This is a genomic window from Paenibacillus sp. HW567 (assembly GCF_000374185.1).
Taxonomy (GTDB): Bacteria; Bacillota; Bacilli; order Paenibacillales; family Paenibacillaceae; genus Paenibacillus_AQ.
Genome location: NZ_KB910518.1, coordinates 3005276 through 3031428 on the forward strand (window position 1 = coordinate 3005276; position 26153 = coordinate 3031428).

General features: G+C 52.0%; 26 protein-coding genes. 9 read left to right on the top strand and 17 right to left on the bottom strand.

Annotated elements, in window-relative coordinates; genetic code table 11:
- Positions 1 to 77: 77 nt before the first annotated feature.
- The 3 genes from B212_RS0113655 to rpiA are packed head-to-tail and all read right to left on the bottom strand — an operon-like array spanning position 78 to position 1720.
- Positions 78 to 518: a GNAT family N-acetyltransferase gene (locus B212_RS0113655; RefSeq protein ID WP_019911382.1), complete on the bottom strand. Its 441-nt coding sequence runs from the start codon at positions 516 to 518 to the stop codon at positions 78 to 80.
- Between the two features lie 25 nt (positions 519 to 543).
- The gene (locus B212_RS0113660) at positions 544 to 993 is read right to left on the bottom strand and encodes a VanZ family protein (protein WP_019911384.1); all 450 of its coding nucleotides are present in this window, start codon (positions 991 to 993) and stop codon (positions 544 to 546) included.
- A gap of 46 nt (positions 994 to 1039) precedes the next feature.
- Positions 1040 to 1720 (bottom strand): ribose-5-phosphate isomerase RpiA, encoded by a 681-nt coding sequence (gene rpiA, locus B212_RS0113665; protein WP_028530813.1) that lies wholly within the window; start codon positions 1718 to 1720, stop codon positions 1040 to 1042.
- 81 nt (positions 1721 to 1801) lie between these two features.
- Between rpiA and B212_RS0113670 the strand changes: the two genes are divergently transcribed.
- Positions 1802 to 1999: a hypothetical protein gene (locus B212_RS0113670; RefSeq protein ID WP_019911387.1), complete on the top strand. Its 198-nt coding sequence runs from the start codon at positions 1802 to 1804 to the stop codon at positions 1997 to 1999.
- 6 nt (positions 2000 to 2005) lie between these two features.
- On the opposite strand, the gene B212_RS0113675 is transcribed toward B212_RS0113670, so the two are convergent.
- Both B212_RS0113675 and B212_RS0113680 read right to left on the bottom strand, forming a co-directional pair.
- Positions 2006 to 2482 (bottom strand): GNAT family N-acetyltransferase, encoded by a 477-nt coding sequence (locus B212_RS0113675; RefSeq protein ID WP_019911388.1) that lies wholly within the window; start codon positions 2480 to 2482, stop codon positions 2006 to 2008.
- Positions 2483 to 2511: 29 nt separating this feature from the next.
- Positions 2512 to 2979 (bottom strand): hypothetical protein, encoded by a 468-nt coding sequence (locus B212_RS0113680; protein ID WP_156830125.1) that lies wholly within the window; start codon positions 2977 to 2979, stop codon positions 2512 to 2514.
- Positions 2980 to 3207: 228 nt separating this feature from the next.
- Here B212_RS0113680 and fsa point away from each other — a divergent pair, with 228 nt between their 5' ends.
- The 3 genes from fsa to B212_RS0113695 all read left to right on the top strand — a co-directional run bounded on the left by fsa (position 3208) and on the right by B212_RS0113695 (position 5668).
- The gene (fsa, locus tag B212_RS0113685) at positions 3208 to 3855 is read left to right on the top strand and encodes a fructose-6-phosphate aldolase (RefSeq protein ID WP_019911390.1); all 648 of its coding nucleotides are present in this window, start codon (positions 3208 to 3210) and stop codon (positions 3853 to 3855) included.
- Positions 3856 to 3991: 136 nt separating this feature from the next.
- Positions 3992 to 4435, top strand: a complete 444-nt coding sequence (locus tag B212_RS0113690; RefSeq protein WP_019911391.1) for a MarR family winged helix-turn-helix transcriptional regulator — start codon at positions 3992 to 3994, stop codon at positions 4433 to 4435.
- Positions 4436 to 4447: 12 nt separating this feature from the next.
- Positions 4448 to 5668, top strand: coding sequence for an MFS transporter (locus B212_RS0113695; RefSeq protein ID WP_019911392.1), 1221 nt, complete (start codon positions 4448 to 4450; stop codon positions 5666 to 5668).
- Here B212_RS0113695 and helD read toward each other — a convergent pair.
- Both helD and B212_RS0113705 read right to left on the bottom strand, forming a co-directional pair.
- Entirely contained in the window at positions 5611 to 7968 is a 2358-nt protein-coding gene (helD, locus tag B212_RS0113700; RefSeq protein WP_019911393.1) for an RNA polymerase recycling motor HelD, read from the bottom strand. The two genes, B212_RS0113695 and helD, sit on opposite strands and share 58 nt — an antisense overlap.
- A 14-nt stretch (positions 7969 to 7982) precedes the next feature.
- Positions 7983 to 9014, bottom strand: coding sequence for an FUSC family protein (locus B212_RS0113705; protein ID WP_019911394.1), 1032 nt, complete (start codon positions 9012 to 9014; stop codon positions 7983 to 7985).
- Positions 9015 to 9139: 125 nt separating this feature from the next.
- On the opposite strand from B212_RS0113705, the gene B212_RS0113710 reads away from it, so the two are divergent.
- Positions 9140 to 9631, top strand: a complete 492-nt coding sequence (locus B212_RS0113710) for a hypothetical protein (RefSeq protein ID WP_019911395.1) — start codon at positions 9140 to 9142, stop codon at positions 9629 to 9631.
- Between the two features lie 80 nt (positions 9632 to 9711).
- On the opposite strand, the gene B212_RS0113715 is transcribed toward B212_RS0113710, so the two are convergent.
- On the bottom strand, positions 9712 to 10362 hold the full coding sequence (locus B212_RS0113715) for a phosphatase PAP2 family protein (RefSeq protein WP_019911397.1): 651 nt from the start codon (positions 10360 to 10362) through the stop codon (positions 9712 to 9714).
- A gap of 111 nt (positions 10363 to 10473) precedes the next feature.
- On the opposite strand from B212_RS0113715, the gene hfq reads away from it, so the two are divergent.
- The gene (gene hfq, locus B212_RS0113720) at positions 10474 to 10695 is read left to right on the top strand and encodes an RNA chaperone Hfq (RefSeq protein ID WP_019911399.1); all 222 of its coding nucleotides are present in this window, start codon (positions 10474 to 10476) and stop codon (positions 10693 to 10695) included.
- A 95-nt stretch (positions 10696 to 10790) separates the two neighbouring features.
- On the opposite strand, the gene B212_RS0113725 is transcribed toward hfq, so the two are convergent.
- On the bottom strand, positions 10791 to 11906 hold the full coding sequence (locus B212_RS0113725) for a lactonase family protein (protein WP_019911400.1): 1116 nt from the start codon (positions 11904 to 11906) through the stop codon (positions 10791 to 10793).
- Positions 11907 to 12098: 192 nt separating this feature from the next.
- On the opposite strand from B212_RS0113725, the gene B212_RS0113730 reads away from it, so the two are divergent.
- Positions 12099 to 12434 carry a LytTR family transcriptional regulator DNA-binding domain-containing protein gene (locus B212_RS0113730; RefSeq protein ID WP_019911401.1) on the top strand — a complete coding sequence of 112 codons (336 nt, stop codon included), beginning with the start codon at positions 12099 to 12101 and terminating at the stop codon, positions 12432 to 12434.
- Positions 12435 to 12703: 269 nt separating this feature from the next.
- The gene (locus B212_RS0113735) at positions 12704 to 13903 is read left to right on the top strand and encodes a peptidylprolyl isomerase (protein ID WP_019911402.1); all 1200 of its coding nucleotides are present in this window, start codon (positions 12704 to 12706) and stop codon (positions 13901 to 13903) included.
- 87 nt (positions 13904 to 13990) lie between these two features.
- Here B212_RS0113735 and B212_RS0113740 read toward each other — a convergent pair whose 3' ends face one another.
- On the bottom strand, positions 13991 to 14590 hold the full coding sequence (locus B212_RS0113740) for a nitroreductase family protein (protein WP_019911403.1): 600 nt from the start codon (positions 14588 to 14590) through the stop codon (positions 13991 to 13993).
- 251 nt (positions 14591 to 14841) lie between these two features.
- Here B212_RS0113740 and B212_RS31425 point away from each other — a divergent pair, with 251 nt between their 5' ends.
- The gene (locus tag B212_RS31425; RefSeq protein WP_232231554.1) at positions 14842 to 16245 is read left to right on the top strand and encodes a metallophosphoesterase; all 1404 of its coding nucleotides are present in this window, start codon (positions 14842 to 14844) and stop codon (positions 16243 to 16245) included.
- 65 nt (positions 16246 to 16310) lie between these two features.
- Here B212_RS31425 and B212_RS0113750 read toward each other — a convergent pair whose 3' ends face one another.
- The 7 genes from B212_RS0113750 to B212_RS0113780 form a co-directional block, all read right to left on the bottom strand.
- Entirely contained in the window at positions 16311 to 17828 is a 1518-nt protein-coding gene (locus B212_RS0113750) for a copper amine oxidase N-terminal domain-containing protein (RefSeq protein ID WP_019911406.1), read from the bottom strand.
- 92 nt (positions 17829 to 17920) lie between these two features.
- Positions 17921 to 18589, bottom strand: coding sequence for a TraX family protein (locus tag B212_RS0113755; protein WP_019911407.1), 669 nt, complete (start codon positions 18587 to 18589; stop codon positions 17921 to 17923).
- Positions 18590 to 18900: 311 nt separating this feature from the next.
- Positions 18901 to 20064, bottom strand: coding sequence for a multiple monosaccharide ABC transporter permease (gene mmsB / locus B212_RS0113760; protein ID WP_019911409.1), 1164 nt, complete (start codon positions 20062 to 20064; stop codon positions 18901 to 18903).
- Between the two features lie 5 nt (positions 20065 to 20069).
- Positions 20070 to 21599 carry a multiple monosaccharide ABC transporter ATP-binding protein gene (gene mmsA, locus B212_RS0113765; protein WP_019911410.1) on the bottom strand — a complete coding sequence of 510 codons (1530 nt, stop codon included), beginning with the start codon at positions 21597 to 21599 and terminating at the stop codon, positions 20070 to 20072.
- A 111-nt stretch (positions 21600 to 21710) separates the two neighbouring features.
- Positions 21711 to 22808: a multiple monosaccharide ABC transporter substrate-binding protein gene (gene chvE / locus B212_RS0113770; RefSeq protein WP_019911412.1), complete on the bottom strand. Its 1098-nt coding sequence runs from the start codon at positions 22806 to 22808 to the stop codon at positions 21711 to 21713.
- Positions 22809 to 23033: 225 nt separating this feature from the next.
- Positions 23034 to 24251: a response regulator gene (locus B212_RS0113775; RefSeq protein WP_019911413.1), complete on the bottom strand. Its 1218-nt coding sequence runs from the start codon at positions 24249 to 24251 to the stop codon at positions 23034 to 23036.
- A 25-nt stretch (positions 24252 to 24276) separates the two neighbouring features.
- A complete protein-coding gene (locus tag B212_RS0113780) occupies positions 24277 to 26139 on the bottom strand; it encodes a cache domain-containing sensor histidine kinase (RefSeq protein ID WP_019911414.1) in 1863 nt (620 codons plus the stop codon).
- Positions 26140 to 26153: the final 14 nt, after the last annotated feature.

A 26153-nucleotide genomic window follows, 5' to 3' on the forward strand; every position in this document is an offset into this window, starting at 1 on the left:
TTGAAAAAGTCAATTCATTTTCTGAAAAAAAAGCCACTCCGCAACTAAATGCGAAATGGCTTATAGTACAGTCCCTTTTATTCCTCGTCCCCGGCTTCATCGACCTCATACACGCAGCGGAACATTTCAATTCCGGCAGGATTCTCTCCCAGACTGTACACCATGAACCCCAGATTGCGGTAAAAGTCTGCGGCAATCTCATCCTCCGTCTCGGCCAGCAAATACCGCGGATTGCGTGCCGCCAGCAGCTCCAGAATCATACCGCGGGCATAACCCTTGCCCCTGTTCTCCGGGAGGACGGCAATGTGGCGGATTTCAAGGGACCCATCCTCCGTTTCTTCAAAACCCACCAATCCCACCAGCAGCCCTTCTTCTTCCCAGCCGCAGAGCTGCTGTGCCGCCTTGCTGCCGTATTCGGCTGAAGCACGCCACAGCGCATCCGGCTCATCAATTACGGCGTAGCCCAAGAGCTCCTTCACTTCATCCGTATCTATATTTTGCTTCAGATCAACAAGCATATTTATCTGTCTCCTTCGCTATAGCTTACCTTTTGGAAATCCGAGCACGCCCAATAAGCAACAGCACACCGTACCCGGTCCACACTCCCAGTAAATTAAGGATTAAATCGTCGATGTCAAAGCTGCCCACGCGCAGCAGCATCTGCAGGGTCTCCAGTACCAGAATACCCGGAACCGCGAGAAGCGCCAGCCGGATAAAGGATTGCAGACGCCGTACCCGCAAGGGCAGCAACAGGCCAAATGGAGCAAATACTGCCACGTTGCCCAGCAAATTAATCAGCCTCTTGGAAAAGGACACTCCATTCCCCAGATCAAAGTACAACCGTACAGTTCTCAGCGGAACCAGGTTATACCGGAAAGGGCCCTCTGTATGCACAGTCCGTCCAAATCCGAGAAACATCCAGTATACAAGTGCCGAGGTATAGGCAATCAGCAGAACCGCCAGAAGGATCTTCCAAACCCCGCGCGGCTGCACAATTCGCCCCTTAGTCCGAGTGTCTGCGCCTCTTCGCTTCACTGAACTAGAGATTGCTCTCACGCTTTACAATTTCAATGCTGCCGTCTTGCTTCGCGATAATTGCCAGATCGGCAATCCCGATGAACAGCCCATGCTCTACAACTCCGGTGATGCTCTGCAGGGAGCGGGCCAGCTCAGGAGCCGAGGCAATCGCTCTAAAACGGCAATCCGCAATGTAATTCCCGTTATCCGTCTTGTACAGCTCATCCCCGCTGCGCCGCAGCTCTGCCTTGCAGCCCAGCTTGGTCAGCCCGGCAAGTGTCCATTCCCAGGCAAACGGAACGATCTCCACCGGCAGCGGAAATTTGCCAAGGGTATCCACAGCTTTGCTCTCATCGGCAATCACTACCATCCGTCTGCTGTTGCGGGCAACAATCTTTTCACGCAGCAGGGCGCCGCCTCCGCCCTTGATGAGCTGCAGCTTCTGATCAAGCTCATCCGCTCCGTCAATCGTCAGGTCCAGTCCGTCAATATCGCCGAAGGCGACCAGCGGAATGCCCAGCTCCCGGGCCTGCTCCTCCGATGCCTGCGAGGTTGCGACAGCCGTAATCTTCAGCCCCGCCTTCACCCGCTCGCCCAGCTTACGGATCGCATAGTATGCCGTTGAGCCGGTGCCCAGACCGACCTTCATGCCATCCTCCACATACTCCACCGCTTTTTCCGCTGCAAGCTGTTTCACATTGATACTCATTTTATTACCCCCATATTATCCGTTATAATATTCCATGATGAGCTTGATGCCAATAACCGCCAGGAGGAATCCAAGATGAGAACCGAACACCAGATCCAAGCCAAAATCAATGAACTGTCGCTCCAGCGCAGATCCTTGGAGTCCCGTCTGACTCCGCTCGCTCCAGACAGCCCGCAGCGGGAACCGCTGAATGCCCAGCTTGCCCGGCTTGAGGATATGATCCTGATGCTGGAATGGGTGCTGAACGCGCCCACCGGCAAATATCACGCTTAGTATGCTTCAGATTAACATTTTACCGTAACAGAGGCTGTCGGGATCGCCTATGTAAGGTCCGAACAATGCAATCGGCCGGTAGCCGTGCTTCTCATAGAGTGCTATCGCTTCCGGCTGTTTGATGCCTGTCTCCAGTCTAATCTCCCCGCAGCCCGCTGCTATAGCCTTCTGTTCCAGGCTCAGCAGCATCTTGTCCGCAATCCCCCGCTTGCGGGTACCCGGGTCCACGTAGAACCGCTTCAGTTCCATTATCGCGTGGTCTGGGGCAAGGGGACGCAACCCGCCGCAGCCTACAGGCTTGTCTTCCAAATAAGCCACCACGAAGATCATTTCCCGCACCTTCGGGTCGGAGAAATCGACAACATAAATGGTCTCATGCGGATACCGTGATTTCAACTCGATATCGAGATGTTCGATTAACGTCCGCAAATCCCGGTTCTCGGGATCAACCACTACAAAATCCACTTCCGCACCAGTTGCCATACCTTCTCCCCCATATCATTCCTTTATTCTTAATGAAGCTTAGCATACTCGGTTTCCTCTTTCACCGCAGCTTCAAGCCGGGTGATCAGCTCCTTCTCTCCCTTGCGGACCGCCTTGTCCGGGAAAGAAGTTGACGACGTCCGCTCACCGCGCAGTGCAGCCTCACGAATGCTGCCCAGCATCCAGCTCTGTGCGCCCGAGAGCGCCATCTCACCGCTGCCGGCCGGAACACGGCATAGCGCAATCGTCTTATCGGCTTCTCCTGCGGAGAGCGCTCCATCCGTCTCCGAACGTACTGTGAACTGAAACAAGGGAACGGCTTCCGCCCGCTCTTCATTGTCCGCGAAGGACTGATAGTAGACGGAGTACATTAAACTGCTGATACGCCCGGCAGATTCCTCAGCCTCTTGCCTGGAGAGCAGCTTGCTGTTCTGGAAGGCTATGATTCCGGCAGCAAGCAGCAGAAACAGAACAGCCCCCGCATATAACATCATCATTCCAATCACCTGTCATTTCAGCAATATAGACAACACCGCTTCTATATTATCATGTAGAGAACACACCGGGGAATGGGCCAGACCAGCAGATCATAACTTTTTTGCGTATTCTATAAAGTTATTTTGAAATATTCATATTAACAGTTGAAACTTCAGGCAGCATGATTCATAATGAAGTCGTGCATACTGTTTGTCAATCCATAAGAAACCAAGGGAGGATACCACGAAATGAAGTTTTTCTTGGATACCGGAAATATTGAAGAAATCAAACGTATTACCCGCCTCGGATTAGTGGATGGCGTTACGACGAACCCGTCGCTGATTGCCAAAGAAGGCAGACTGTTCAAAGACGTAATCAAAGAAATCGTTGCAATTGTGCCGGGTCCGGTCAGCGCAGAGGTTATTGGCCTGAAAGCCGAAGAAATGCTTAAGGAAGCTTACGAAATTGCTGAATGGGCACCCAATGTCGTTATCAAGCTCCCGATGACTGAGGATGGTCTGGAGGCTTGCTATGAATTAACCAAAAAAGGCATCAAAACCAACGTTACCCTAATCTTCTCCGCAGCTCAAGGCCTGATGGCCGCCAAAGCTGGCGCTACTTATATTAGCCCGTTCGTTGGGCGCCTGGATGATATCGGCGTTGACGGCATGAAGCTGATCTCCGATCTGAAGACGATTCTGACCAACTACGGCCTGAAATCGGAAATTATCGCCGCCAGCATCCGCAATATTGCCCATGTGGAGCAAGCAGCCATTGCCGGCGCACATATCGCCACAATTCCAGGCTCGCTGCTGCCTTCCCTCTGGAAGCACCCGCTGACCGATAACGGCATCGAACGTTTCCTGAAGGACTGGGAAAAAGTGCCTCAAGCTTAAGAACTTCAGTAAAATATCAATCTAACCGGGCTTTTCTCAGCATCTGCTGAGGGAAGCTCTTTTTTGTTTTGCATTGACCAAATTACTTGTCTTAATTATAATTGTTATGACAAGTAATTTTGAAAGGAGCATGATTATGTCCCCATCCTCACCCCAGCAGCTCCTCGGGTTTCTGCTTGGCTCGACGCACCGGAGGATATCCAGTGGTTTCGCCCGTGTGCTGAAGCCTTACGACATCACTCCTGAACAATGGTCTGCGCTGCTCATGATCTGTGACCGGGATGGCATCAACCAGAAGGACGTCGCCGCCGCTACCGCCAAGGACCAGCCGACAACCGCCCGGATTGTAGAATTGCTGCAGAAAAAAGGCTTTATCCGAAAAACAATGAGTCCTGCTGACCGACGTGCATTTCAGCTCTATGCCACGGAAGAAGGGAAAGCGCTGATTGACAGCACCCTGTCCCTGGAGCAGCAGACGGTTGCCGCTGCCGTAAGAGGACTGAATCCGAAGCAGCTTGAAGAGCTGCGAAGCATGCTGGAGCTGATCTATTACAACACCGGAAATTCAACACAAGAATAGGAGAACGACAAATTGAAACAATCACCCGAACGGCTATGGACTCAGTCCTTTATCATTCTAACCCTGTGTAATCTGCTGCTGTTCACCGGCCTGCAGATGACCCTCTCTACCCTCCCGGCTTATGCTGAAGGGACGCTCCACGCTTCCTCCGTACAGGTTAGCCTTGTCACCAGTCTCTTCGCGCTAAGCGCCATCGCTTCCCGCCTCTTCTCAGCCAAGGCCTTGGAGCGCGGCGGGCGCAACCTGCTGATCTTCCTTGGGCTCGCAATAATACTCGTTGCCGTAATCGGCTATTACTGGGCCGGAAGCATACTTGTGTTCCTGCTGCTGCGCATGCTGTTCGGCATCGGCTTCGGCATGACCAGCACCGCTTTTCCGACAATGGCCTCCGATATTATCCCTATCCGCCGGATGGGTGAGGGTATGGGCTATTTCGGATTGTCCACCAGCGTAGCGATGTCTGTCGGTCCGCTGATCGGACTCAGCCTGCTGCAGGGTCCGGGCTTTGTCTCGCTGCTGCTCTCAACCTCAGTGGCACTTGCGCTGATCTTTCCTCTGGGATACCGCTTAAGCACGAAGCTGCCGGCACATCACAAAGAGCCCGCCGCGGCCAAGCTGCCGGAAGCTAAGGGCGGAGCCTTCCGCAGACTGCTGATCCCTAGCCTGCTGAACTTCCTGCTCTCCATTTCCTACGGGGGGCTGCTCGGATTTCTGGCCCTCTACGGGGTCGAGGTTCACCTGGAGCATATCGCCTACTTCTTTATGTTCAATGTTATTGCCATTGTTATTGTGCGGCCGTTATCCGGTAAAATTTTTGACCGCTACGGTCCGGCAGCCCTGCTGCTTCCCGGCAGCCTGTTCATCATTTGCGGCCTGCTGCTGCTCTCCTTTGCGACTACGACCTTTGCCCTTTTACCGGCGGCATTATGCTACGGTCTTGGCTTCGGCTCGATGCAGCCTGCACTGCAGACCTGGATGATCCAATCCGTGGAGCCCCGCCAGCGCGGAATGGCCAACGGCATGTTCTTCAACTCTCTCGACCTTGGAGTAGCGGTTGGTTCCATGATACTGGGTTCAATTGCCCTTTATACCAGCTACGCTGACATGTACCGTTACTCGGCGCTGGCTCCCGCATTGCTGCTTCTCATCTACGGCGCGATTCTGCTCGTTAAGCGTTACAGCGGCCGCACTTCCGCCGCCATAGACTCGCGGGCCGCCGCAGGCAGGAAGTGATTGGGCTGTCCCAGACTGTAGATATGCAGCAAATGCATCGCCCGTGTACAAGCGGTATAGAACAGCTTCCGTTCGCTTTCGCGGCCATATCTTTCTTCTGAACCATCGTAAATAATGACGGCATCAAATTCCACGCCTTTGGCCAAGTATGCAGGAAGCACCAAAGTACCCTTTTGAAAATTAGGAGTATCCTTGGTCACCAGTCTCACCGGCAGGCTGTTCTGCAGCTTGGCGTGTACACGTGCACTCTCCTCGGCTGTTTTGCAGATCACTGCCACATAATGATAGCCCTGGGAATGCAAATCAAGCACATCCTGCTCCACCGAAGCCAGCAGCTTTTCCTCAGTGTCTACCACAGTTAGCTGCGGGGACTCTCCCCGCCGGTTGAATGGAACAATCTTCTCTCCTCCCGGAATCATTGCCCGCGTGAACTCTACGATCTCATAGGTGGAGCGGTAGCTGCGGGTCAATGAGACCACTTCCGTATTCTCAGCGCCATAGATGCTAACCAGCCCGGCCAGCTCGCCTAAAACTTCTCCCTGGGCATAGATCGCCTGGTTCAAGTCGCCAAGCACCGTCATTTTGGCCCGCGGGAACAAGCGCCGCATGAACTCAAGCTGGAACGGGGAATAATCCTGCACTTCATCAACGATAACATGGCGGATCTGCGTATTGGTGCGGAAGCCTTGGCTTAATTCCTTCAAATATAGAAAAGGCGTGGCATCTTCATAGGCCAGCTCGTTCATATTTAGAGACTCCACCGTTTGTCTGGAAATCTCATCCCAGGCCTCTGGAAGCGCTCTGCCGCTGTCCAGATTCTCCATAAGCCCGCGGTCTTGAAAAAGCCGGCAGTACAGCGCTTTGACATCCACGAACCGTCCCCGCTTGGTCCAGCCGCGCAGCGGCTTCAGGCGCTGGCTGACGATATATCTGGCCAGCAGGCTTCTTTCGGTATCGAAATCATCAAAGCTCTCATTATGCCCGCCGCCCTTGCGGCGCATTGTCTGGTAAGCGCGCTGATACTCGCTGGAATCCAGCAGCTCGATTTGCTCCTCCACCCAAGCGGCACCACGTTCTTCCATGCTGAATGCAGCGATTTTTTTGAGCAGCCAGCCTGTCATCAGCTCTATCCGGTTCGCCAGCGTAATGTTGACATCATAGGAGTAGAACTGCCGCTCCATCTCTTCTTTGCCGACAATGGCACGGCCTTGAAACATAAGGGGCTTAAAGAGCATTCCCTCACGCTCCAGCAGATTGACATAGCGGCGGATGGCACTCAGGAACTGCACCGAGGATTTATAAGTAATCCCCTCACGGCGCGTGGCGGCATCAGACCCTTCAGGGGCATTCAGCAGACTTTCGGTCTGGCTAAAGACATCCTCAAGCTGAAATTCCTGGCCCAGCCGGTGCTCCAGATACATCTGGAAGGTGGTCTGCTGCATATTTTCTTCGCCAAGCTCAGGCAGAACGGTGGATACATAGCTGTTGAACAGCGGATTCGGCGAGAACAGCAGCATCTGATCGGCCTGCAGCACCTCGCGGTATTTGTAGAGAAGGTATGCCACGCGCTGTAGCGCCGCCGAGGTTTTCCCGCTGCCGGCAGCGCCCTGGACCACCAGCATCCGGCTCTTGTCATTGCGGATGATTGCGTTCTGCTCCTTCTGGATGGTCGCCACGATACTCTTCATCCGGTCATCCGCACTGTGGCTGAGCACCTGCTGGAGCAGCTCGTCGCCTATGGTTACCCCTGTATCAAACATGACCTCTATCTTCCCGTCGCCGATGACAAATTGGCGTTTCAGCGCCATCGTCCCGGTTACAAGACCGCCCGGTGTATCATACGCTGCCGGACCCGGCGCCCCATCGTAATAGAGGCTGGAGATTGGCGCCCGCCAGTCGTAAATCAGGAAAGTGCCATCATCCTCCATCAGCGAGCCGATGCCCAGATAGATTTTCTCTGCTTCTCCGTCACGGGTCTCCGAGAAATCAATCCGGCCGAAATAAGGGGATAACACCAGCTTTTTATATTTTTTAAGCGCTTTGCTCGATTGCAGGTGATGGCGCTCGCGTTCGTTCAGGATTTGGGACTGCTGCCGCAGGCTTGTGGAGGTTTCCCCCAGATCATCCGGGCTGCTGAAGTTCACCGTAACCTCTTCCCAGAAGTCCTTGCGCATATCCACGACGTCGCTGCGGTGAAGACCCAGCTCCTCGGACAGCCGCCGGATATGGGCCGACAACAGCCTTGTGACCCCGGTCACCCGTTCCTGTTCCTCTTTCCATTCACTATCATGTTTCTCCACTGCAACTCATCCCCTTAATCCTTTTCATTTGCCGACAGCCGGTTGATCTGGTCAGCCAGCTTGTCAAGGCGTTCGAGCTGATACCCGTAGTCGTATATCGCCGCCGCCACTACAGACAGCCGCAATTGTCCGGATTTCTCAGCGTCATAGCTCTTGATGGCCTCCTCCAGAAAGCTGTCGTTATCATTGCCCAGCGGATCAGTATCACTCGCTCCCGGCTTCAGCTTGTTCTCGAATTTAAGCAGAATCGTCTCATGATATTTGATCAACTGCTCCAAATGGCGGTCGAACAGCTCATCCGTCCGCTCCGTCCGTTCGGCCTGGAAATAATGCCGGTCCACCGCCTCAAGCACCTCGAAGCCCTTCTGCAGGGAAGTGAGCAGATTCTTGTAGACAACCATTTGCCGGGTCTCGCTGTATTTGGCGCTCCCAAGCTGCTTCTGTTCTTCCTCGAACAGAGCATATTTATCCGCAAGCGACTTGATGGAATCCTCCAGTGTTTTTTTCTCGTCGCGGAAGACACTTTCCTTCATTTCATGCGACACCGCCGTCCGCAGCAGCAGCGACAGGCTGCCAAAGACATTCTCAATCTGCTGGATATACTGCTTGCGCGGCTTTGGCGGGAAAACGGTAATATTAATTATAAATGCAGCTACAATACCTGTCATTGTAAGCAGAAAGCGGGTCAACGCAAACTGCCACTGGCCTGAGGCATCCATCACCGAGATGACCGTTACGAGCGTCAGGCCGATGGTATCGGCCCGTTTCATTTTCATGCTGATCATAATCACAAGAATACATACCAATCCGACCGCAATCGGCTTGTTGGACAGCAGCATTTCCCCCAGCAGAGCCAGAATCGCCCCTATGGTGCTGGTCAGAATCTGGTCCAAAAAATATCTCCACGATCTGTAAATGGAGGGCTGCATGGCAAAAATTGCCGCAATGGCCGCACCTGCCGGAGTAGGGAACTGCAGCAGAATGGATAAATATAGGGCAAGTGTAACGGCCAATCCTGTTTTAAGTACGCGGGCGCCAAAGGCCAAATTATAACCCTCCTCGAAGTATCGTGTGCACAGGCTTCACTGAATTATGTATAGATTGATGTGATTCGGGTCATTTCTATACAGGTACAGACATATTTACCCATAAAAGCAGACGAGGTGAAACTATGACCAACCATATCACAAAAATAATTGTTGCAGCAATTCTGCTCGGCTCGGCGCCAACTGCGTCTTTTGCCGAGAGTGCTGCCGGAGGCGTACCTACTACTGCGCCGGATAAGGCATTTCACACCAAGACGGAGCACCACCATCCAGCCGGCAAAGAGAGGGGCTTCCGGGCGGGAGGATATTTCATCCTTAACGAAACGTCCAACCTGCTCGACATGGACCGTGCAGAGATTGTCCGCAGTCTGAAGTCGGGAAAAACCCTCTATACACTGGCCCGGGAGAAAAAAGGCTGGAGCGAGGAGCAATACCTCCAGAAGCTTAGCGAAGCAGCAAGTCCCAGACTTGAGGAAGCCATAAAGGACGGCCGTCTTACCAAAGCTGAAGCCAATAAGCTGAAGGAAGGGCTGCCCGCTCTGCTGAAGCTCAATATTAGCCATGCCGGGCAATTCCACGAATCCAGGGCCTCAGAGAAGTCTGCGAAAAATCGTTGATTGGATGCAGGCAAACGATATTTTCAGGAGTCTCAAAAGCATGCGGATACCTTGCGGGCTGCCCCGGGTATCCGCATTGCTTATGCTATCTTCAGCTTTCTGGAATTGCGGTACGCCTCAAAAATCGCGATACACAACATTAGCCAGGCTCCGCTGGCCGCATATCCCCCAATAACATCGCTCGGGTAATGCACTCCTAAATAGATGCGGCTCCAGCCGATGCCCCCCGTCATGAGAACGGTGAATACAAGAAGCACGATTCGTTCCCGTCTGTTCCGCATATGCCGCCAGAGCAAATAAGCAAGCACACCATACAAGGAAAAGGCAGCCATCGAATGACCGCTCGGAAAGCTGTACCCCGCCTGTTCGATCAGCCGGTGAATACTCGGTCTTTCGCGGTGAAACCATCCCTTCATCATAGTGTTCAGCAACTGTGAGCCTAACCCGACCGCCAGGAACAACAACAGCTCCACGCGGCGCTTCAGCACAAAAAAGAGCAGCGCCATCGCCAGCAGGGAAATCCCGACCGCCAGCTTGGAGGAGCCGACCAGGGACAATCCTTTCGCTAGTGAAGTAAGCGCAGGCGATTCCGCCGATTGTACAACATGAATGATTAAGTTATCGAAGAAGGCGATCCTGTCCAGCTTCACAAATACAGCAATCACCAAAAAAGCTAGCATAAACCATAAAAAAAAGCGAAAACCTCTGGACCCGTATTGATTTTGCAACATAACTTCCCCCTTGTCTATATCTAAGCCGCTTGAGCGTATTTTCAGAGTCGGGCATCCCCGTGGTATAATGTTACCTGAAGTCAATTTATAAAAAGATGGAGTGCTGCCACAGTGGAACCTCTAAAATTGCAAGAGCGCTTGTTGAATCAATGTATCTCAACCAAGGTTCCCGTGACGATATTTACAACTAACGGAGTCAAAATGCAGGGACTTGTAACCTCTTATGATGCCTATACCATCACCTTGGAGGGCCAGGGCGACGGCAAACAGAACGTGCTGTTTAAATCAGCCGTGTCCACGGTTGTGCCGTTTAAACCCGTTTCACTGAAATGAATATGTCTGTTCAGCAAAAGGAACACCGGAGCATTGGCCTCCGGTGTTCCTTTTGCTTGAAATATAAGGAATTCTACAGAGACGGGTTCGAAATGTTATTGATCGGCAGACACCGGAAAATATGCCGGCTTAACACATACCGGCTTGGATACCGCTGCCTCATTGCCTGTGAAGCTCAGCCGTCCGCTGTCCCGGTTAACGCTGAAGACCACCAGGTTGTTGCCGTCACGATTGGCGACAATTAAATAGCCGCTGTCCGGGGTAAGCGCGAAGTGGCGCGGATGGCCGCCGCGTGTGGATACATGCTCCAGAAGTGTAAGCTGAGCGGTCTGCGGATCAACCGCATACACCACAATGCTGTCATGTCCGCGGTTAGAGCCATACAGGTATCGTCCATCCCCGGACAAGGCAATTTCAGCACAGCCGTTATTTCCCGAGTAACCTTCAGGCAGTGTGGATACGGTAGCCACAGTTGTCAGAGTACCCTCCGCGCTGTCATACAGGAAGGAAGTCACCGTGCTGTCCAATTCGTTGATCACATATGCGGACTTGCCGTCCGGGTGGAACACGAAATGGCGCGGGCCTGCTCCCTCATGCAGCAGCGTGTCGCCCAGGGCTTCCAGTGTCTGCTTCTCCCGGTTAATACGGTAGGTGCGGATCAAATCAAGACCAAGGTCGGAGACGAACAGAAATTTTTCATCCGGACTAAAAATGGCGGAATGCGGGTGAGGCTTGTCCTGCCCCGGAAGATTTCTTTGACCCGTATGTACCGCAGTATCCGTCAACCGGACAGGCAGCCCTTCCTGATCCAGCTCCAGCAGGCCCACCAGACCGCCATGATAGCTGCATACAACAATATATTCATTGCCGGGCTCTCTTGAGATATGGCAGGTCGTTGTTTGCGTCTGACCCGCAGCAGGCATGGTCGCAATCCGCTTCAGCTCGGTCAGCTTGCCCGCCTGCGGATCAATGGCAAAGGATATAATCTCGCCTTCCTTGCCCCCGTCTGCCCCCGGCTTCTCTCCGATAGCATGCAGCCGCAGGCCTTCAGCATCTACATTCACGAAGGTCGGATTCGTAAGACCTTGGGCCGTATCCAGCAGTGTCAGCGTGCCTCCAGCCTCTCCATCAAATTCAAACACCTGAACCCCGCTCTCCGCAGCACTTGCGTAGGAGCCGGTAAATAACAGCAATCTAGTATTTTCCTTCATCTCGGTAATCCTCCTCCAGTGGTTATCAATTATGTCATCTATATAATTTACATTTTTTCTGCCGCTATGACAAATCTAACGAAAAAAAGGTCACAAATCATTTAAAAAATTAGGCTTCTCAAAGCAGCGATGCTGTGTTACAATGAAAGCGCTAACATTTTTGATTCAATTCTTTATAAAGGGGGAACATGAATGAGCAGCCTGCTGGAAGCCAGAAATGTGTATGAGGACTTCGAGGTGGATACGGACATTCTGTTCTTTAAGGTCGGTGACCACGATTTGGTCATATTCCACGGCAGAAACTACAACATTAAAAAGAGAATGACTGCCGAGCAATTGCACCGTTTAGTATCAAATTCCAATTTTTATCATGTGTACGGGGGCTGTTATGTTAATCTTAACAAGATCAGCTCCATTGAGGACGATTGCATTTATTTCGGCGAGATGGGCCTCTATGCCAAGTCCGTCCGGGTTCCCAGACGGAAGCAGGAAGGCATACGCCATCTGCTGAGAGGCCTCAGCTCTTAAGCGGATACATATCCGCTTGTACGGGAGCAGCAGGATTTCCCGCTCCCCTTCAAAGCCGGCAGCGTATGGGCGCCCATACATTGCCGGCTTTTTCCTTGCAGATCAGCTCACCTGCGCTTCACAGATTACAAGCCCTCCGGCTTGTATCTTAAGGGAATCTTAAAAAGTAAATTCGCTTTTTTATACTTTCTTAAGGTTTGGAATCCTGATTTCTGGTAAAGTTGTAGAAAGACAGGCAACACCTATATTGAAGGGAGTCATTAATTATAATGGACAAAAAAGATTTCAATGAAAATGAACACCTGAACAACAATGAAACACCGGAAGCGGGCAATACTTCCGATATCAATGAAGGAGCAGCTTCGGAGCCCGAAGCTGTGCCGGCAGCGGAGCAGGTAACTGAGCAGGAAGCTGGCGGGGTTTTCGAGGACGCCAATGAAACAGCCCGCAATGGAAATGTGCCCGTTATGAACAAGATTGGAGACGGCACACCTCCCTCGACCCCATCTGCCAAAGGCGGCAAGGGCTGGATGGTGGCTTCGCTTGTGCTGGCTGCAGCCCTGATCGTTGTTCTAATCGTACAGCCCTTCCAAAAGAATGACAACAAAACAGCCGTTGCTTCTGTGAATGGAACGGACATCACCAAAGAGCAGCTTTATGATAAATTGGTTGAAGCCGGCGGTAAATCCACCCTGCAGAACCTGATCACCACCACACTCGTGGACCAGGAAGCGAAGAAAGCCAACATCAAGGTGACTGATGCTGACATTACGCAAGAGATTGAAGATCTGAAAGCCCAATTCGGCGGCGAAGAAGGTCTGAACAGCGCCCTTCAGCAAAGCTCCATGACACTGGATGACCTGAAAAAGCAAATGCCGCTTCAAGTGGAAATCCGCAAGCTGGTTGAACCTAAGGTTAAAGTAACCGACGAAGAAATTACCAAATACTACAATGACAACAAAGCTTCCTTTAAGCAGGAAGAAGAAGTACGCGCTTCCCATATTCTTGTAAAGACCAAAGAAGAAGCCGATGCCATTGTCAAGCAACTGAAAGAAGGAGCAGACTTCGCCACACTGGCCAAAGAGAAATCCGCCGATACCGGCTCCAAGGACAAAGGCGGCGACCTTAATTTCTTCAAAAAAGGCGACATGGTTGCCCAATTCTCCGATGCTGCCTTCAAGCTTAAGGTTGGCGAAACAAGCGGTGCAGTCAAATCCGATTACGGCTACCACATAATCAAAGTAACCGACCGTAAAGAGGCACATGAATATACGCTTGCCGAGAAAAAAGACGAAATCGCTAAAACGCTGAAAGCGCAAAAGGTATCCGAAATGTCCTCCACTTGGCTGCAAGAGCTGACCGCCAAAGCCAAGATTACCAATTCGCTTACCGATGCCAAGACAGATGCATCCGCTTCTCCTGGTGCAAGCGAAGCTCCGGCTGCTAGTGAAGCCCCAGCCACCAAGTAAGCAGAAGCCGGACAGGAACTTTATATCATTCAAAAAGAGACAGGCTGTCAATCGCCTGTCTCTTTTTGCGCTTTGGCTTACAGCGGCTTATTTAATGACCTTCACGCGGTCTTCAACCGGCTGGAATTCTTTATCGCCAGGAGCAGAAGCCGTCTTGCCGAAAGGCATTTGGGCAATCAGCTTCCAGTCAGCCGGAATGCCGAAGGTGGATTTCACTTCATCGTCGATCAGCGGGTTGTAATGCTGCAGTGAAGCTCCAAGACCCTCTTCTGCGAATGCGGTCCATACAACGTGTTGCAGGATGCCGGAGGATTGGTTGGACCAGATCGGGAAGTTCTCGGCGTACAGTGCAAAGTTCTCTTGCAGATTCTTCACAACAGCCTGATCCTCGAAGAACAATACAGTACCGTATCCGGCCTTGAAGGAGGCCAATTTCTGTGCAGTGCCTTCAAATGAATCAGCCGGAACAATTTTGCGCAAGGTTTCCGTTGTAATATCCCATACCTTGTCATGCTTATCACCCAGAAGCACTACCACTCTGGAGCTTTGGGAGTTGAATGAAGTTGGGCTATGTAATACGGCCGCCTCTACGATCTCTTGAATCCGGGCATCGGAAATTGTAGACTCTTTGCTTAGTGCATAGATGGAACGTCTGCTTTGTACTGCTTCCAGGAAATTCTTAGACATAATATAACTACCTCCGTTTAATATAGTTACTTACTTTTTTAAATCTTAACACCTTTATTTTAGAAACACAAGACCCATTCTCCAATATTGTCGCTATCTTGAGAAGATTTATACACTATCCACTATTTTCAATAATCACAATCGTATGTTTTTGAAACAGTTACTCACTTTTCGATATACAATCCTGCTGTAAATAAGCTACAATGATTCAGCAAATGTGCAGAAGAAAGGTGTAGATACCATTGCTGAAGATGAAAGGCTCTATAGAACGCAGAATTACAAGCGCACTAGCATTATCTACGCTGCTGACAGCAGCTATTATACTTGGAGGCTGCAAGGACGGCTCCCCTTCCCAATCTCACGATACTGCAGCCGTAGAAGCGGAAGCAGAAGGATCGGGTCCGGTATCGTTCTGGGTGGCTACAGATACCCACTATCTGGACAATGACCTGGAGGATGGCGGAGAAGCCTTTCAGACCTATGTAAACGGCGGTGACGGTAAAATTCTGCCCTACAGCAATGAGCTTATGGAATCTCTCGTCTATGAGGTCCAGCAGAAAAAGCCGAAATTCCTGATTCTCAGCGGGGACCTGACCAATAACGGTGAAGCAAGCAGCCACAAGAAGCTGGCAGAGAAGCTGAAACGCGTCGAAGAAGCGGGAACCGATGTCTATGTCATCCCGGGCAATCACGATTTGAATAACCCCTGGGCGAGGTCGTTCAAGGGTGACAAGCAGGTCTTGGCAGAGCACATCACTCCCAGCGACTATACCAGCTTATACGCCGATTTCGGCTTAGACGAAGCCCTGTCGAGAGATAAGATCAGCCTCAGTTATTTCGTAAAAGCTGCCCCGAAGCTGTATCTACTGATGATTGACAGCAGCCAATATGCCAAGAACGAGAGCTATGGCTTCCCGCAGACGGACGGCCGCATCCTGCCTTCTACCCTTTCATGGATGGATGAGTGTACGAAGCTGGCGGCAGAGCAGCACGGTTCCATTATTACGGTCATGCACCACAATCTGCTCAGCCATACCTCCATGTCCGTATCCGGCTTCAAGCTTAACAACAGCCAGGAGACGATGAAGACGATGCGCAAGGACGGACTCAATCTGGTGTTGTCCGGCCATATCCACATGCAGGATATTGCACACACCGGAGACTCGCGTAATTCGGACGGCCTTACGGAGTCCCCGGTCTATGATATTGCCACCAGCGCGATGGCCGTGAACCCGCACCAGTACGGAGCGATGACCTTCAATCCTGTATCCCGGGAAGTAACCTACAATTCTGCTTCGGTGGATGTGGAGGGCTGGGCCAAGGCCAACGGAATAACCGACCCTAATTTGCTCAACTTTAAAAAGTACGCGGAGGATACATTTGCAATCCAATCTTCTGATAAGGCCATGTCACGCCTGCAAGACTCCACCTTCAGCGCCAGTGACAAAAAATCTATGGCTGAGGTGATGGCTAAGCTGAATGTGAAATACTTTGCGGGAACTGCCGCAGATTCTTTAGATGAGATTAAAGCCATGCCCGGCTACAAGCTGTGGGCAAGCATGGATGGCGGGTTCATGTCCGGTTACATCCAGAGCATGGCTGAGGATAGCGGGTCCAGTAATGTCTCTCTCAAAATGATTCTAAACAAGCAATAGTGATGTGTACGGCAAAAAGCCGGAACCTCTGTTTATGAGGTTCCGGCTTTTTGCATATTTACTATTTAAGGACGGTCAATGTAAATGTAGCCGTCCTCATCTTTTTCCACCTTGGCATGTAGTCCCTCTGCAAGCACACGAAGCGGCACATAAGCGTCACCGTATTCGTCAACGAATACCGGCTGCGGGAGCTTCACCGCTTTGCCGTTAATCAGAGCTTGTGCAGAGCCGATCTTGAAGACCAGCTTATCGCCGTATACATCATCTGTAACATGGATGGCACGATTCGCCCCATCCCATTCGACTACTGCGTCCAGGTCCTCCGCCAGATAGCGCAGCGGCACATAGGTTGTGCCCCCTTCAACAATCGGATAATAATAATCGTCATCCGGCGCGATCGTCAGGGATTTGCTGGTAACGCCAAAATCATTCTTAAGCAGGTTATACACAGATGAGCCTTGCTCGAAGCTTCTCAGCGTCTGCCCAGGCGTAAGATTTGCCGTGGAGAGATCGAGCGCTCCAGCCGTGCTGATCGCATCGGCAGTCACCGGACCGTTAACATTCCAGGTCTGGGTCTCCACCTTGAAGGAGATGCTCTGCAGCGGCAGATCCTTACTTGATGGAAGCGCGACATTCAGCGCGACATTCTGCTTGCGCACATGGAACCCGCTGTCCACAAACAGATCGACATTCAGCTTCGTATCCTTGCTGAGGACTGTTTTCAGCTCAGGAGTTGTGTCGTAGAGATTCTGGAGTTGCTTATCATAGACAAGCAGCAGAGCATCCACAGCCAATTTGGCTGCATCATGCGCTACAGTAACGACTCCTTCCTTGTCCTCCAGCGGAATTTCACCAAAGCCCAGATCGCTAAATGCACTGGAATCAATGCCGTTCGCCTTCAGAATCGGATAGAGGTAATCATACAGGCCGGCAATAAATGCGGTAAAGCCCTCCGTATCCTTGGAGACAGCTTTCAGGAAGCTTTTCACCAGGGCAGGCATTTCATCACCTGTAATCTCCGTATGTAGCTTGGTCAGATTCAGTTGCTCGCCATACACAGATTCATTTACGGAAGCGACGCTGATCGCACCGGGATTCGGGAGATTCTTCACCACGAACTGTGTAAGAAGCTTGGAAATTTCCTTCGCTTTGTCCGGGTTGAGTCCTTCTACGCCCACAGTTTTTTCATAGTCTTGCACCGGGAAGTAAAATGGCTGTTTCGCTCCTTCAGCGGTAAAGACAACAGCCGTCTTGTCGATGAAGAAGTTAAACGGAATGGATACCTGCTTGTACCCGATAGTACCGCTTGCGGAAATATTGCCGTTATCCTGAAGCTTCATTTTGCTGATGTTCAGGGAGAATGAATTGATAAGATCTACCACTTTCTGATCATCTGCGCTAATGCCTGCGGCAGGTACAGCTTTCAGCGACAATGTCGTGCTGGACTCAGACGATTGTACATCCAAATCTCCCAGCAGCGCCTTGTTGACGTCAAATCCGGCTACGGTCTGGCACCCTGCCAGAATCAAGAGCAGGGCGAGAATCGGGAGCAACCATTTTGTTCTTGATTTCATTTTCCTCATAGCATGTCTCCTCTAAGCTTATTTTGTAATATATATCCATCAACTCATATAGAGGAAGGATTGTAGCTCATACTGCCTGCTGAAAGGCGGAATTATAACAGAAATAAACTTCGCCAATCTATAGATACCCATTCCTGAAAAAAAAGAATCTTCACCACGGCCAGCACCGCTAAATGTACCGGATAGAAGGACCACCAAATCCAGCGCGGCAGTCTTCTTTTCTCCAAAAGCTTCCAGAAGCCCGGTGCCGCTCCGATCAGTATAGTAGGCACTATGCTGAATAGCTGCACAAACCAGCCATAGTACAAGAGAAAGATGCCGTTCAGCACAAAATGCGCGAGAATCAGCCAGTAGGAACGGGCATAGCGGAAGATCAGCACCAGCAGCAGACCATAGGCGTTATAATCCAGCGGCAGACGGTCCATGATCAGGAAAGCCACGATGACAACCGGAGCTCCGAACCAAGGATTGGGCAGCTTATCGAGTATAGCAAGCACTATAGCGGACAGCAATAAGGTGAACACCACATTCCAGCCGCCGGGATCGAGCGCCAGGTTATAAGGAATCTGGGTAATCAGCGCAATCCACAGCAGCCGCCGCAAATATCTCGGCCTGGATGATGTATGTATATGCCCTTGCACCAGCGCGTAGCAGTAAATTGGAAAAGCAATTCTCCCCACATACCTCCAGGCAAGCTCTCCGGGGAAAAACATGTAGCCGATATGATCAATCAGCATGGTCAGCATGGCGATAATTTGCATTTGTGGCCTCCTGTTGATAATTGTACTGCCGGATCTCCTCTGCAATCGTTCTCATATTGAAACATTATAACAGAGTACTTGCGGGGTGAGGAGTCAAAGATTATTGACCGGGAGATCTTGCTTGAAGAGGCGCTGCGGGAGCGGATATGAGTTATGGCGTTTTGTGGCGCACCGGTTGATTGCGAGCCAAAGCGACCAGAAGCAGCAGACATAAGCCAAACTGTACCGGGCTTCAAGCCAAATAGAAAAACTGCGCAGAATAAATTTCTACGCAGTTCTCTTCCGGTTCTTGCTTCTATCCGGTTCTTCGGTTACGCCGTCTTCGACTTGTTGTATATATCAAAGCCTACCGCCAGCAGCAGCACCAGTCCCTTGATGCCCTGCTGCCAATCGACGCCGAGGCCGACGAGAGACATACCGTTGTTCATTACGCCCATAACCAGGCCGCCGATGATAGCTCCGACCACCGTCCCTATCCCGCCGGAAGCGGAGGCGCCGCCGATGAAGCAGGCTGCAATGGCGTCCAGCTCGAAGTTGGTTCCGGCTTTTGGCGTTGCAGAGTTCAGGCGGGCCGCAAAGACCAGACCGGACAAGGCGGCGAGTACGCCCATGTTGACGAACACCCAGAAGGTAACGCGTTTGGTTTTAACACCGGAGAGGCTGGCTGCCTTCTCATTGCCGCCCAGCGCGTAGATATGCCGTCCCATCGTCATGTGATTCATCACGAAGGAGTAAATAACAATCAGTACCATCAGAATGACCAGAATGTTCGGAATCCCGTTGTACGCTGCCAGCACGAAGGTAAACAGGTTGATGACGATTACCAGTGCAGCCGCTTTAGTGATGGACAGCCATACCGGTGATTGCTCAAAGCCGTATTTTACAGATATCTTACGGTTTCTGAATTCCTGATAGACAACAAGGGCCGAGAGAATAACGCCTACAACCAGAGTCAGCCCGTTCAGCGTACTGCCGGTGAGGAAATCCGGGAGGAAACCCGAGCTGATCTTCTGAAAGCTTTTTGGAAAAGGGGCGATGGACTGGCCGTTCAGCACAATCATCGTCAGACCGCGGAACAGCAGCATCCCGGCTAGGGTTACGATAAATGCGGGAATTTTGACATAAGCGACCCAGAAGCCCTGCCATGCACCAACAAGTGCCCCCATCAGCAGCGAGAGAATGACGGCCAGCACCGGGTTCATCTGCATATCCACCATCATGATTGCCGACAATGCGCCGATAAAAGCGGCTACCGAGCCGACCGAAAGATCAATATGCCCGGTAATGATGACCAGCACCATGCCGATAGCCAGCACCAGAATATAGCTGTTCTGCAGGATGAGATTTGTAACATTAAGCGGCTTGAGCAGAATGCCGTCCGTAAGAATTTGAAAAAAAATCGAGATGAAGATCAGTGCAATAATCATGCCGTATTGGCGGATGTTCTTTTTAAAAATATCGTTTATGGCTCCCATCGGTGTTACCCCCTGCTTCGTGTCATATATTTCATCAACAGCTCCTGCGTCGCATCCTCCCGCTCCACCTCGCCGCTGATGCGGCCTTCGCACATCGTATATATCCGGTCGCACATTCCGATGATCTCCGGCAGCTCGGACGAGATGACCAGCACCCCTTTGCCTTCTGCCGCAAGCCCGTTAATGATCGCATAAATTTCATATTTGGCTCCCACATCAATACCGCGTGTAGGTTCATCCAGAATGAGGATGTCCGGCTGGGCGTAGATCCATTTGCTGAGAACCACCTTTTGCTGATTGCCGCCGCTGAGATTGACCGTTTTCTGCAAAATGCTCGGCGTTTTGATATTCAGCTTCCTGCGGTATTCCTCTGCGACCAGCACTTCCTCGTTCTCATTGATCACACCCCGGCGGGACAGCTTCTTCAGGCTGCTGAGCGAGATGTTCCGCTTGATGTCGTCAATCAGGATCAATCCGTAATGCTTGCGGTCTTCGGTCACATAGGCGAGTCCGCTGTCGATTGCTTTGTTGATGTCATTCAGGTGAACCTCTTTGCCGTGCATGTAGATCTGGCCGCTGATCCGTTTGCCGTACGATTTGCCGAAGACACTCATCGCCAGCTCCGTCCGTCCCGCTCCCATCAGACCGGCGATGCCGACCACTTCCCCGCGGCGGATATGGAGATTGATCTTGTCCAGCATTTTGCGGTCGGTCTGTGCCGGATGGTATACCTCCCAGTCACGGATCTCAAAGATGGTCTCGCCAAGCTTCGGGGTCCGCTCCGGATAACGGTTCGTCAAATCGCGCCCAACCATGCCCTTGATAATGACATCCTCCGTCACCGCATCAAGCTTCATATCCAGAGTGCGGATCGTCTGCCCGTCACGCAGGATCGTCACAGAGTCCGCTACCTTCTCGATTTCGTTCAATTTGTGTGAAATGATAATCGAGGCAATTCCGCGTTTCTTCAGCTCTAAAATCAGCGTAAGCAGATTCTCGCTATCATCCTCGTTCAGCGCCGCTGTCGGTTCGTCAAGGATGAGCAGCTTCACCTCTTTGGACAGCGCCTTGGCGATCTCCACGAGCTGCTGCTTGCCGACACCTATTGTTGATACCCGGGTAAACGGCGATTCGCTCAGGCCGACGGTCTGCAGCAGCTCTTTGGTTTTTACCGTCGTTTCATTCCAGTTGATTACCCCGCGCTTCGCTTGCTCATTGCCGAGGAAAATATTCTCCGAAATCGACAAATACGGAATCAGCGCCAGCTCCTGATGGATAATGACGATGCCCAGGCCCTCACTGTCCTTAATGTCTTTGAACTGGCATACCTTGCCATGAAACAAAATATCCCCTTCATACGTTCCATGCGGATACACCCCGCTCAGCACCTTCATCAGAGTGGATTTACCCGCCCCGTTCTCTCCGCAGAGCGCGTGAATCTCACCGGCTTTGACCTGAAGGTTCACGTTCGAAAGCGCTTTGACTCCGGGGAAGGTCTTCGTTATGCCTTTCATCTCCAAAATAATCTCACTCATTTGCCTCTCACCCAGCTTTCGTTGTGACTGTAGAAGCGGCTGCGGCGGGCAGCCCCCTTTTACAAGGACTGCCGCCGCATCTTCCGCTTCTCTTATAAGGATTTCAGCCGGTTATTTGCCGAGCTGATCTTTGGTATAATAGCCGCCGTCCACAAGCACTTTGTCTACATTGCTGGCATCTACGGAGACCGGCTCCAGCAGGTAGGAAGGTACGATTTTCACTCCATTGTCGTAGGTCGTTGTATCGTTGACTTCCGCTTCCGTACCTTTCAGCACGCTTTCCGTCATTTCCACTGCTTTTTTAGCCAGCTCGCGGGTATCCTTGAATACAGTCTGCGTTTGTTCGCCGGCCAGAATGGATTTGACCGAAGCCAGCTCTGCGTCCTGTCCGGTTACAATCGGAAGCTTCTTGTCTCCCGAACCATAGCCTACACCTTTAAGAGAGGAGAGAATCCCGATGCTGATGCCATCGTAAGGAGAAAGGACGGCATCGAGGTTGTCGCTGGCATAATTTGCACTAAGCAGATTATCCATCCGGGCTTGAGCGGCTGCACCGTCCCACCGCAGAGTAGCGACTTTGTCCATCGTTGTCTGCTTGCTGCGGACGACCAGCTTGCCGGAATCAATGTAAGGCTTCAGGATAGACATCGCACCGTCAAAGAAGAAATAGGCGTTATTATCATCCGGTGAACCGCCGAACAGCTCGATGTTAAACGACCCTTTGCCTTCCTTCAGGCCCAGCTTTTCTTCAATATAGGAGCCTTGCAGCACGCCGACCTTGAAATTGTCGAAGGTGGCGTAGTAATCGACATATTCGCTTTTTTTGATCAGACGGTCATAAGCGATAACCTTGACACCCGCATCATGCGCTTTTTGCAGCACATCCGTCAGCGCCTCACCGTCAATTGAAGCGATTACAATAGCGTTTACGCCTTTGGTGATCATGTTCTCAATCTGTGAGACCTGATTCTCCACCACGTCTTCCGCATATTGCAGATCCGTACCATAACCCAGCTTCTCGAATTCTTTTACCATGTTGTTGCCGTCATTTACCCAGCGCTCCGAGGACTTGGTTGGCATAGCGATCCCCACCTTGCCCTTCGCGCCTTCCGAGCTTCCGCCCGCACTGTTGCCGCCGCTGTTGTTGCCGCAAGCCGCTAAAATCAATACAAGTGCCAGTGTCAACATCATCCATGCATATTTTTTCATATGTGCACTACCCCCTGAACTGTTCTGTGTCCTTGGCGGATACCTTCCGCTTGACAAGTTGAGTATAGCAAGGGGGACAGGGAGGCGTATTTATACTCAGGCTACTGTTTTTATAAAAATCAAACTTTGTTAGCGTTCTCATTGGGAAAATGAATAAAGCCGCGCTCCTCAGGACAAGGAACACGGCTTCGGCCGAAACGGTATTGATTCAATTTCATTGGATGCTCAAGTCAGCTCCTCTTCACTCCGCAGCACGCCTTTACGGAATTGCAGGGGCGAGACGCCGGTTTGCTTCTTAAACGCAGTGCTGAAATAATGCTGGGTTTCGTAGCCTGTGCGCTCGGCCACCTCAAGAATGCTCAGCTCTGTCGAGTGGAGCAGTTGCGCTGCTTTGCGGATGCGGATCTGCGTCAGGTAGGTTCCGAAGGATTCGCCCAGCTCCTGCTTGAACAACCGGCTGAGATAGACCGGCGAAGCCTGGAGGCTGCCGGCTATGGATTCCAGGGTAAGCCCGTATTCGCCGTAGTGCTCCAGCATATACTGTCTGGCTCTGCGGACCAATGGCGACAGCGGCTGCTCCCGGGTTAGAGCCGTTCTGCATTTGCGGTAGGCCGCAGCCAGCCCGGTAATATCACCTTGGACCGCTTGTGTCGCCACTTGCGCAGCGATTTTGAGATTGCTCCGCACCGCCGCTTCAGCCCCGGCTAACACCTTCTCCCCCGCAGCATCCCAGAGCAGAATGATAATCTGGCCGGCGGCATCGCGAAAAACGGCCTTGGGATAATCCTGCAGCAGCTCCGTAACGATATTCTCAATCGCGAACAGAAACAACTGCCGCTCCTGCTCCTTCAGTCCTGACGGATGGGCTTCCCATCTCCAGCGGATGATGCCGATCAGCTCCGGCCGCTCCTCGGGCAATTGCAGGAACCGCAGTTGCTCTCTGATTTCGCTCTGGCTTAAGCTGCCTTCCAGCCACTCCTGGCAGAAGCGTTCCCGCAGCAGCGGAAAATTCTTGAGAATCTGCCGGGAGGCCTGCTGCAGATGCTGGCTTTTTTGCTGCTCAAGCCGCAGCTCATCCCTGACCCCCCGCAGCACCTGCATGAGCTGCTTCGGCTCTGCGGGCTTGAGAATGTAATCATTCACCTGCAGCCGGATCGACTCCTGGGCATACGAGAATTCATCATGTCCGGTGATGACAATGATTTTGCAGTGAGGCAGGTCCTCTCTCAGTCTCTTCATCAGCTCAATGCCATGCATGATCGGCATGTTCAGATCGACCAGCGCAATGTGCACTTCACACTCAATAGCCAGCTCAAGCGCCTCTTCGCCGTCCTCCGCTTCCGCGACCACCTGCATGCTAAGCTCTTCCCAATCTACACATTGTCTAATGCCGTCACGGATAATCGCTTCGTCATCGGCAATCATAACCTTCCAGTAATCCATGCGCTCAAGGTTCCTCCTATTCTCATCAATCATCCGGATAGCTGCTGCGGACCACCGGATGGCGGACAGTCACTACCGTTCCTGCGCCCGGTTCACTTGCAATGCTGAGTCCGTACGGCTCGCCGTAAGTGAGCCTGATCCGGGCCTGCACATTCAGGATTCCATATCCGCTCCCCGTGCTGCCCGGCAAAGGCTGCTCCGTTTCGGCGGCATCGAATGTCGCGCTTCCCACCTCCTGTAGACGCTGCTGCAACAGGGCAAGGCGTTCCTCCGGCATCCCCGCTCCGTCATCGCGGACGGTTAAGACCAGATCGCCTTCCCGCTGGCTTACCTCGATGTCAAGCTGTCCGGGACCGCGCCGCTCCTTAATTCCGTGATAAATTGCATTTTCCACCATCGGCTGCAGGAGCAGCTTCAGCACATACAGCTCCTGTAGTTGAGGCTCTACATGAATACTATAATTCAGCTTGCTGCTGTAGCGGACATGCTGGATTTTCAGATAACTTACGATATGCTCCAGCTCGTCGGAGAGCGGAACAAGATCACTGCCCTTGCTGAGCCCCAGCCGGAACAGCTTGGAGAGGGATTGTACCACCTCGGCAATATCCTCAGCCCCCTTGCTGCGGGCCATCCAGTGTATAGTATCCAAGGTGTTGTACAGAAAATGCGGCTTGATATGCGCCTGCAGACTGCGCAGCTCCGCCTCCCGTTTCTGCCGTGCCTGCAGCTCCGTTAAGGCAAGCAGCCGGGAAATCTGGGCAAGCATGGTGTTAAAGCTGCGTCCGAGCAGGCCGATTTCGTCGGAGCGGTTGCCCCAGTAGCGGATCGTCAAATCCCCCGACTGCGCTTTGCTCATGAAGGAAGCGAGCTGTCCAATCGGGCGGGAAATGGAATAGGCCAAATAGAACGAAGCAGTCATGCCCAGCATACAGACAACAAATACAAAGGTGACAACGTTAAAGGTAATTTCCCGCACTCCAAAGGCCGACTCTTCCATCGGGAACACGCCCAGGGTCGTCCAGCCCGTAAAGGATGAGGTTCTGTAGATCAACTGCAAATCACGGCCGTCTACGCTCTCCGAAGTAATGCCTGAGGTTCCGGTGAACAGACCCGCAGGAATATTGCTCATAAAAGGATGCGGCGGCGAGTAGATCAGTTCTCCCCGGTCATCGAACACCGTCAGGTAGCCCGTTTTGCCCAGTGTAACGTCCTTGGCCGTTTCAGCGATGACACGCAGCTTCAGATCCACGAGCACAACCCCTTGAACCACCTGTGTCTCAGGATCAATAATCGCCCGGACGGCTGACACAACCTCGCTCTCCTTGTAGTCCACATGGGACATGACTGCGCGGCCGTAGGGATGTCCTACAATTTTGAAAATCCCTTTATTGGACACGGCTTCCTTGTACCACTTCTCGCTAGTCAGAGTCGTACCGGGACGGGTATACATTTCATTGCTGATGAAATCTCCATCCCGGTTGACCAGCATGATCCCGGCAATCTCGGAGCTGAGTGTAGTAAAGCCCTGGAGAAACTTGCGGATAGTATATTCCGCCGACTCCCCTTTGACACCCGGGCCTGCGGCTTGTGCCGGAGGCTTCATTATGCCCTTCAGGAACGCCTGCACCCCCGGGTCGAAGGAGATCAGATAGGTTATTTTCTGCAAATTCTCTGCATCATTCTCCAGCGCCGAATTGACCTTGCCGATCAGTTGCATCGTATTCTCATTGCTCTGCTGCTCCACTATGCGGTCAACGGTCCAGCCGATCAGCAGCCCAAGCCCGATGGACGGCAAAATGCTGATCAGCAGAAAATGGATAATCAGCTTGTAACGGATCGGTAAATTGTTGAATTTCAGCTTCTCCATCATCAGGCTGCCTCTGCGCATCCGCATTTCCTCCT